At 62.7% G+C, this 8,613-nt stretch carries 8 protein-coding genes; 5 read left to right on the forward strand and 3 right to left on the reverse strand.

The genetic code is table 11. The features are described from left to right. From D8U70_RS15035 to D8U70_RS15045, 3 genes are all read left to right on the forward strand, one after another. Positions 1–512, forward strand: a 512-nt coding sequence (locus D8U70_RS15035) for an extracellular solute-binding protein (RefSeq protein ID WP_130929191.1), incomplete at its 5' end; no start/stop codon positions are given. Between the two features lie 126 nt (positions 513–638). Beyond that, the gene (locus D8U70_RS15040; RefSeq protein ID WP_130929192.1) at positions 639–1,772 is read left to right on the forward strand and encodes a TIGR03364 family FAD-dependent oxidoreductase; all 1,134 of its coding nucleotides are present in this window, start codon (positions 639–641) and stop codon (positions 1,770–1,772) included. Continuing rightward, entirely contained in the window at positions 1,769–2,326 is a 558-nt protein-coding gene (locus D8U70_RS15045) for a phosphonate degradation HD-domain oxygenase (RefSeq protein WP_073471013.1), read from the forward strand. Before D8U70_RS15040 ends, D8U70_RS15045 begins: the two co-directional genes overlap by 4 nt. Positions 2,327–2,488: 162 nt before the next feature. On the opposite strand, the gene D8U70_RS15050 is transcribed toward D8U70_RS15045, so the two are convergent. Further along, positions 2,489–3,874 carry a GTPase/DUF3482 domain-containing protein gene (locus D8U70_RS15050; protein WP_130929193.1) on the reverse strand — a complete coding sequence of 462 codons (1,386 nt, stop codon included), beginning with the start codon at positions 3,872–3,874 and terminating at the stop codon, positions 2,489–2,491. Further along, positions 3,867–5,240, reverse strand: coding sequence for a DUF2868 domain-containing protein (locus D8U70_RS15055; protein WP_130929194.1), 1,374 nt, complete (start codon positions 5,238–5,240; stop codon positions 3,867–3,869). The genes D8U70_RS15050 and D8U70_RS15055 overlap by 8 nt, the downstream gene beginning before the upstream one ends. An 85-nt stretch (positions 5,241–5,325) precedes the next feature. On the opposite strand from D8U70_RS15055, the gene D8U70_RS15060 reads away from it, so the two are divergent. Continuing rightward, positions 5,326–5,838, forward strand: a complete 513-nt coding sequence (locus D8U70_RS15060; RefSeq protein WP_073471015.1) for a dihydrofolate reductase — start codon at positions 5,326–5,328, stop codon at positions 5,836–5,838. Positions 5,839–5,946: 108 nt separating this feature from the next. Here D8U70_RS15060 and D8U70_RS15065 read toward each other — a convergent pair whose 3' ends face one another. Next, complete coding sequence (locus D8U70_RS15065) at positions 5,947–7,338, reverse strand: L-cystine transporter (RefSeq protein WP_122748341.1); 1,392 nt, start codon at positions 7,336–7,338, stop codon at positions 5,947–5,949. A gap of 239 nt (positions 7,339–7,577) precedes the next feature. Here D8U70_RS15065 and D8U70_RS15070 point away from each other — a divergent pair. Further along, positions 7,578–8,613: haloacid dehalogenase-like hydrolase (locus D8U70_RS15070; protein ID WP_130929195.1), on the forward strand; the 1,036-nt coding region annotated here is incomplete at its 3' end.

Raw genomic sequence — 8,613 nt, forward strand, 5'->3', positions numbered from 1 at the left:
TCCTCGACGTCAGCGCCTGGCTGCAAACCTTCGGCGAGAAGCAGGGCTGGGCGTATATGGACGGCTTGCACCAGAACATCGGCCAGTACGTTCACTCCGGTTCCAAGCCGTGCAAGCTGGCGGCGGCGGGGGAGTTTCCGATCGGGATTTCCTTTGAATATCCAGCGGTACAGTTGAAACGCCAGGGCGCGCCACTGGACATCATTCTGCCGAAGGAAGGTCTGGGCTGGGAGATCGAAGCGACGGCGGTGATCAAAGGCACGCCGCATGAAGAAGCGGCGAAGAAACTCGCTGATTTCTCCGCCAGCGCCGAGGCGATGGATCTGTACAAGGAGAACTTCGCTGTTCTTGCGCAGCCGGGGATCGCCAAGCCGCAGACCGAATTGCCGGCCGACTATGAGCAGCGTCTGATCAAGAACGACTTTGCCTGGGCCTCGAAGAATCGCGACGAGATCCTGGCTGAATGGCGCAAGCGGTATGACGGCAAGTCCGAAAAAGTTGTCGCCAAGTAACCGGTGCCGATCGTTCCCACGCTCTGCGTGGGAATGAATCCCGTGACGCTCTGCGTCACAAAGGACGCGGAGCGTCCCTGGCTGCATTCCTTTGCTCCGCGTGGGAACGATCATTGAGGTGGCTTCATGACACAACCCAAAGACCTGCTCATCATCGGCGCCGGCATCCTCGGTCTGTCCCACGCCTATGCCGCCGCCAAACGCGGCCTGAAAGTCGCGGTATTCGAACGCACCGCCACGCCCCTTGGCGCTTCGGTGCGCAACTTCGGCCAGGCGCTGGTCACCGGTCAGCCGCCCGGCATCATGCTCGAACTGGCCAAGGCCAGCCGCGAGATCTGGGGTGACTGGGCGCAACTTGCCGGCCTGCAGGTCAAGCGCAACGGCTCATACCTGTTCGCCCGCAGCGAGGCCGAAGAACACCTGCTCGAAGCCTTCTGCGCCGGCCGCGCGGTCGAGCATGGCTACAACGTCGAGCTGCTGCGCGGCGCAGCGTTGCGTGATCTGTATGGCGGCCAGTTCAGCCATCACCGTGCCGCGCTGCACGGTGTCGATGATCAGCAGCTGTACTCGCGCGAAGCGATTCCGGCGCTGATCGATTATTTGCGCCGCGACCTGGGCGTCGAGTTTCACTTTTCCACGCTGGTGCGCGACGTCGAGCCGGGGCATCTGCACAGCACCGCCGGCAGTTTTACCGGCAAGCAGATCATCGTCTGCTCCGGCCACGATTATCAGACGCTGCTGGCCGAGCCGATTGCTGCGCTCGAGCCGCAGATCTGTCGTTTGCAAATGCTGCGGGCCAGACCAAGCATCGAGTTGAACCTGCAACACGCCGTGCTCACCGGCCTGAGCTGCGTGCACTACGGCGCCTTCGCCGATTTGCCGCAAGCCGCAGCGGTGCAGGCGCAGATCCTCCGTGAGCAACCGCACCTGCACGCCAACGGCATTCACCTGCTGATCAGCCCGACGCCGTATGGCGAGTTGATCATCGGCGATTCGCATCATTACGGCAGCGATGCGTCACCGTTCAACGCCGAACAGGTCGACAATTGGATGCTCGAACTTGCCGAGCAGACGCTGGGCTGCCAGGTGCAAGTGGTCGAACGCTGGCAGGGCGTCTATGGTTCTCGGGGGCCAGGGCCGTTTTCATTCCTGCGCCCGGCACCGGGCCTGAGCGTGGCGCTGATGCACACCGGCGTCGGCATGAGCGTCGGGCCGGCGCTGGCCGAACGCAACATCGCGCAGTTACTGGAGGAAGCATGAATCAAGAACAGGTGATCGCCCGGGTGTTCGGCCTGTATGAACGCTTCGGCGCCAGCGATTACATCGGCGAACCGGTGTCGCAACTCGAGCACATGTCCCAGGCCGCAGAACTGGCCATGGCTGAAGGCTGTGACGATGAAGTGGTGCTGGCGGCGTTCTTTCATGACATCGGCCATTTGTGTGCCGAGGGCGCGGAAAACATGGGCGGTTATGGCGTGGTCAGCCATGAACGGCTCGGTGCCGATTATCTGCGTGAGGCAGGTTTCAGCGAACGGCTGGCGCGACTGGTGGAATATCACGTTCAGGCTAAACGCTATCTGACCTTGCGCGAGCCGGGGTATTACGCGCGGTTGAGTGAGGCGAGTCGCAGGACGCTGGAATATCAGGGCGGGGTAATGAGCGCGGCTGAGGCGGATGCGTTCGAGGCTGATCCGTTGTGTGCGCTGAGTTTGCGCATGCGGCGCTGGGATGAGTTGGCGAAGGAGGTTGCGGTGCCGCTGGTGGATCTGAGTGTGTTAAAGCGCAAGGCTGAGAAATTGTTGTCGGCTGAGTGATTGCAGCCCTCACCCCAGCCCTCTCCCGGAGGGAGAGGGAGCTGATCTCCATGCTTTTCAAACCTGAGTTCGACTGGATATCTCAGGTCGGTGTATGACCCAAGAGCAACACAGTCGGCCCCCTCTCCCTCCGGGAGAGGGCTGGGGTGAGGGGGTAGCGATCTAAAGCTCAAGCACCCGATCAACCAACGCCTCAACCTGCTCCTGCCTTTCCGCCTGATTCAACTTCGCCTGCGGATTGAGCGACGACCACTGCGGATGCGCGCGCGCCTTGTTCAGCGCTTCCGGCAATTTGCCTTCGCGCCAGGTTTTATCCACAGGCGTGGCCACCTGAATGCTGTCCATCGCCGCATGCCCGCGCTGCGCCAGCGCCAGTAACAACTTGCGCTGGCGCAGCGCCAACAGGCGCAGCACGGCGTCATCCACCGTCAGTTCCCGCTGGCCTTTGATCTTGCCGAGCAAGCGGCTGCCATAACTGCGCGCCGTTTGCAGTGCGCCACCGGCAATCGCGCCGGCCAGTGCTGCCGCGCCGAGGGTAATCCCGCCGACCAGCAAATCCACACCAGCGCCGGCCGCCGCACCGGCAGCAATGCCGCCGCCGACGCGCACGCCGAGTTGCTTCAGGGTTTCCGGGTTGAACAGATCATCGCCCCAACGCCCGTCGAGCAGCGGCAAGTCGCTGGCCGCCGCGTCCTGCGGGCGAAACGCGTAGAGCTTGAGCAGCGCCTCAACGCACTTCTGCTCGCGCTGGCGCACGGCTTTGCGCAGTTCGCTGATCGCCTGCTGTTCCTGCTCGGCTTCGCTGACCACACTGCGTCGGCACGCAGCGCAGTCGATCAGCAATTCGGCAATCAGGCGTGCGGCGCTTTGCTGACGGGCGAGGCGCTGCGCCTGCTGGTCGGCGATCAACCGCTCCAGTTGCGGCCGGGCGTTTTCCAATAGCAGGGCGAGGCTCTCGTACAAGCGCCGCTCGCCATCCTCGGGCGGTGCGACGCTGTCGAAACGTACCAGCGCATGCAGCCCCAACCGCGCCAGCGCTTCGCGCCAATCGGGTTCGCGATAGTTGGCGCTGCTGACGAAATTCAGCACTGGCAGCAGCGGTTTGCCGCAACTGGCGAGCACTTCCAGTTCGTCGCGGTACTTGGCCAGCACCGGTTCGCGGGCGTCGATCACATACAGACCGGCATCGGAGGCCAGCAGTTGTCGCAGTACCTTGGCTTCCTGTTCGAAACGCTGGCGCGCCTCGCTGCCGTCGAGAAACCGCGCCAGCCGCGCCGGGCCGTCGAGGCGTTCGCCGGGGCGCTCCAGACGTTCGAGAAAATCCAGCAGGGCGATCGCATCTTCCAGCCCCGGCGTGTCGTACAGATCGAGCAACGGCTCGCCATCCACCGACAACCGCGCGCCTTCGACATGCCGGGTGGTGCTCGGCCGGTGCGAGACTTCGCCGAAGTCGACATCGCGGGTCAGCGTGCGCAGCAGCGAGGTCTTGCCGACATTGGTATGGCCAACCACTGCCAGTTTCAGCGGTGCCTTGCGTGCATCAGTCATGTCCGCTCTCCAGCCAGTTCATCGGCGCGCAATCGGCAAACGGCAGGTTCAGTTGTTGCAGCGCCGCGTGCCAGTCACCCAGACGTTGCCCGTCCAGCGCTTCGCCAGGCGGCGCTTGCAGCAGCCAGATGCGAGTGGCGCCGGCATTGCGTGCGAGTTCGGCGATCAATGCGAGGCTGCCGCGATCCGGCGAGCGTCGTGGATCGCAGGCGATGGCCAGCCGCGCCGGCGGGAAGCGACTGAGTTGTTCGAGCAGTTTGTGCCGCGATTCGCGACTGTCGAGGATACCCGCGTTGCCGACGTTTTTCGGCAGCGCGGGTGGCCACGGACGCTGTTCGTCCAACTCGATCGCCACCAGCAGCGCGCCTTCACTGGCCAGTTCGCCGACGTTGCTTTCGACGCGATGCAGTTGCGCCGGCTCCGGGTCGTTGACGCCGAGGCGCTCGCTGGTCGGCATCAACCGTTCGCGCAGTTGCGCGTAGCCGGGCAGATTCAGATCCAGGCGCAGCGCGGCTTTGCCGCGGTTCCAGCGCCACAGGCAGAACAGCGCGAGCAGCAGGCGCGGCAGCACGCCGTAGACCACCAGCACACCGACCAGCCAGGTCGCCCAGGCCTGTCGTGCGCTTTCAATATCCAGTGCGCCGTCGCCGCTGGCGCGGATCATTGCCTCGGTCGGCACGTTGAAGCCGAGCAGCGCCGGCAGATAGCCGAGAGCCTGGGTGACGTGGATGAAAGTGTCGGCGCCGAGGATGGTGGTTTCCCAGACAAAGCCGTAGCGCCGCGTGGCCATCAGCGTCAGCAGCAGAATCAGCGCGCTGAACATCGCCAGCAGCCACAGGCCATTGACCAACGCGCCGAGCGCCCAGCGGTTGAGTTTCTTGCGTTGCAGCAGCAACAGCAGGGCCGGCGCCAGTTGCGCGGCTTTGGCGTCGCGGGCGAATTTTTCGCTGAGCCACAGCCACAAGCGCCCAAGGGTGGCGCCGTGTTCGCCAGCGAAAATCAAGCCCAGCGCCCAACTCAGCAGCAAAATCAGATTGATCCCGAGCAGACTGCCCAGCGCCCAGAAGACATTCACCGGCGTTTGGCCAAGTGCGGCGAAAGCCAGGCCGGCGCCGCTGAGCACGGCGAAAATCATCAACAGCACCAGCGCCAGGCGCGCGCCTTGCAGCCAGTGCTTGAGGGCGGCGGTGAGCCCGTCGCGCTCGGCCAGCCATAGCGCCCGGCGCGCAATGCGGCTCGGCAGATCGCCGCCAGCGGCGCGGGCCAGACGATTGGCTTCCAGGTCATCCAGCGGCCCCGCGTGTTCTTCGCGCAGGCGGATGGTTTCGGTGAGCCAGAGGTTTTGCAGTGGAGTCAGTTCAGTCACGCGGCGTCCCGTCGCTAAATCGAGCGCTGAGCATAACCGCTGTGGCGCTTATCGGGGTAAGCGCGGCTCTGGTATCCTCGCTGGCATGACTAAATCACTGCCCCTCAGCCTGATCGCAGCCCTCGGTGAAAACCGCGTGATCGGCGTCGACAACAGCATGCCCTGGCACCTGCCGGGGGACTTCAAATACTTCAAGGCGACCACGCTCGGCAAGCCGATCATCATGGGTCGCAAGACCTGGGATTCGCTCGGCCGGCCGCTGCCGGGGCGCTTGAACATCGTGATCAGCCGCCAGACCGATCTGCAACTCGAAGGCGCCGAGGTCTATCCGTCGCTGGAAGCCGCCGTGGCCCGCGCCGAGGAATGGGCGAAAGCCCAGGGCGTTGATGAACTGATGCTGATTGGCGGCGCGCAGTTGTATGCGCAGGGACTGGCGCAGGCCGATCGGCTGTACCTGACCCGCGTGGCGCTGAGCCCGGAAGGCGATGCGTGGTTTCCGGAGTTTGATCTGAGCGAATGGAAGCTGGTGTCGGATGTTGAAAACCCGGCGGTTGAAGATAAACCCGCGTACAACTTCGAAGTCTGGGAGCGCGCATGATCGTTCCCACGCTCTGCGTGGTAACGCCTCAGGGGACGCTCCGCGTCCAGTGACGCGGAGCGTCACGGGCTGCATTCCCACGCAGAGCGTGGGAACGATCCTTTGAAACTATGCCTGGGCCAACTCTGCGTGTTCATCGGCATCCAGCAGCGCTTTATCCGTCTGCTGCATGACCTGACTGGTAATCGCCCCGGCGGTAATCGAGCCACTCACGTTCAACGCGGTGCGGCCCATATCGATCAGCGGCTCGACCGAAATCAGCAGGGCCACCAGTGACACCGGCAGGCCCATCGCCGGCAGCACGATCAGTGCGGCGAACGTCGCGCCGCCACCGACCCCGGCGACACCGGCCGAGCTCAACGTGACAATCGCCACCAGCGTCGCTATCCACAACGGATCCAGCGGGTTGATGCCGACCGTTGGCGCGACCATCACGGCCAACATCGCCGGGTACAGGCCGGCACACCCGTTCTGGCCGATGGTCGCACCAAACGAGGCAGCGAAACTGGCGACCGACGACGGAATACCCAGGCGGCGGGTCTGCGCTTCAATGCTCAGCGGGATGGTCGCCGCGCTGGAGCGACTGGTGAAAGCAAACGTCAGCACCGGCCAGATCTTGCGGAAGAAGCGCAGCGGGTTGATCCCGGCTGCCGACACCAGCACGCCGTGCACGACGAACATCAGGCCCAGGCCGATATACGAGACCACGACAAAACTGCCGAGCTTGATGATGTCCTGCAGGTTGGAACCGGCGACCACTTTGGTCATCAGCGCCAGCACGCCGTACGGGGTCAGCTTCATCACCAGACGCACCAGACGCATCACCCAGGCTTGCAGGGTGTCGATGGCGTTGATCACTTTCTGACCCTTCTCGACGTCGTCCTTGAGCAGTTGCAGTGCGGCGACCCCGAGGAACGCGGCGAAGATCACCACACTGATGATCGAGGTCGGCTTGGCCCGGGCCAGGTCGGCGAACGGGTTCTGCGGAATGAACGACAGCAGCAATTGCGGCACATTCAGGTCGGCAACCTTGCCGGCGTAGTCGTTCTGAATGGTTTGCAGGCGCGCCATTTCCTGAGTGCCGGCGACCAGACCTTCAGCGGTAAGGCCGAACAGGTTGGTCAGGCCGATGCCGATCAACGCCGCGATGGCGGTGGTGAACAGCAGCGTGCCGATGGTCAGGAAACTGATTTTGCCCAGCGATGAAGCGTTGTGCAGGCGGGCCACGGCGCTGAGGATCGAAGCAAACACCAGCGGGATCACGATCATTTGCAGCAACTGCACGTAACCGTTGCCGACCAGATCGAACCAGCCGATCGAGGCTTTCAGCACCGGATTGCCGGCACCGTAAATCGTGTGCAGCGCGACGCCGAACGCCACGCCGAGGCCCAGTGCAAGCAGGACTTTTTTCGCCAGGCTCCAAGTGGTGTGGCGGGTTTGCGCCAGACCGAAGAGCAAGGCGAGGAACACCAGCAGGTTGAGAATCAACGGTAGATTCATGAGAACTCCAGTAAAGACTGTGCCAACAGCCGTCCGGGGCTGCTGCGAACCGGAAAGCCTAACAGCTTGATTTGCAATGATTTAATACCGAAATGGCAGGGCGTCCGTCGTTTTTGGAATAAGCGCGTGTCGCTGTCGGCAATGCAACTGACGCGCAGGGGACGCAAGCGGTCGCTGACAGGCCAGGGTTGTCACACTGATTTGTTAGCGTCGAACTCTTTGCATCGGGGAGTAGCGCTATGAAAATTGCACGCACGTTGTTGGCTGTAGCACTGGCGGCTGGCCTCGCCGGCCAGGCATTGGCCACGGACCTCAAGCATTGGCCGGCAGATCAGGCCAAGGCGCTGGACGCGATGATCGCTGCCAACGCCAACAAGGGTAATTACGCGGTGTTCGACATGGACAACACCAGTTACCGCTACGACCTCGAAGAATCCTTGCTGCCGTTCATGGAAAACAAGGGCCTTATTACCCGCGACAAGCTCGACCCCTCGCTGAAACTGATGCCGTTCAAGGACACCGCCGAGCACAAGGAAAGCCTGTTCAGTTATTACTACCGGCTCTGCGAAGTCGACGACATGGTCTGCTACCCGTGGGTGGCGCAGGTGTTCTCCGGCTTCACCCTCAAGGAGCTCAAGGGCTACGTTGACGAACTGATGGCTTCGGGCAAACCGGTGCCGGCGACGTATTACGAAGGCGATGTGGTGAAGAAACTCGACGTCAATCCGCCGAAGATCTTCACTGGCCAGCAGGAGCTGTATAACAAGCTGATGGGGAACGGCATCGAGGTCTACGTGATGACCGCCGCTTCAGAGGAACTGGTACGCATGGTCGCGGCGGATCCCAAGTACGGTTACAACGTCAAACCGCAGAACGTCATTGGCGTTTCACTGCTGCTCAAGGATCAGAAGACCGGCGAGCTGACCACTGCGCGCAAACAGATCACTGCCGGCAAATATGACGAGAAGGCCAACCTCGGCCTGGAGCTGACGCCGTACCTGTGGACCCCGGCAACGTGGATGGCCGGCAAGCACGCAGCGATCCTGACCTATATCGATGAATGGAAAAAACCGGTACTGGTCGGCGGCGATACCCCGACGAGCGACGGTTACATGCTGTTCCACGATGTCGATGTGGCCAAGGGCGGCATTCACTTGTGGATCAACCGCAAGGACAAGTACATGACGCAAATCAACGGCATGATGGCCAAACACGCGGCGGCCCAGGCCAAGGAAGGCTTGCCGGTGACGGCGGACAAGAACTGGGTGATCGTCA

This window comes from Pseudomonas sp. Sample_20 (assembly GCF_004307585.1).
Classification (GTDB): Bacteria; Pseudomonadota; Gammaproteobacteria; order Pseudomonadales; family Pseudomonadaceae; genus Aquipseudomonas; species Aquipseudomonas atacamensis.

Bases quoted from the DNA above. Each gene is read 5' to 3' on its own strand.
- D8U70_RS15040 (WP_130929192.1), top strand. From the start codon at position 639: ATGACACAACCCAAAGACCTGCTCATCATCGGCGCCGGCATCCTCGGT.
- D8U70_RS15045 (WP_073471013.1), top strand. From the start codon at position 1,769: ATGAATCAAGAACAGGTGATCGCCCGGGTGTTCGGCCTGTATGAACGC.
- D8U70_RS15050 (WP_130929193.1), bottom strand. From the start codon at position 3,874: ATGACTGATGCACGCAAGGCACCGCTGAAACTGGCAGTGGTTGGCCAT.
- D8U70_RS15060 (WP_073471015.1), top strand. From the start codon at position 5,326: ATGACTAAATCACTGCCCCTCAGCCTGATCGCAGCCCTCGGTGAAAAC.
- D8U70_RS15065 (WP_122748341.1), bottom strand. From the start codon at position 7,338: ATGAATCTACCGTTGATTCTCAACCTGCTGGTGTTCCTCGCCTTGCTC.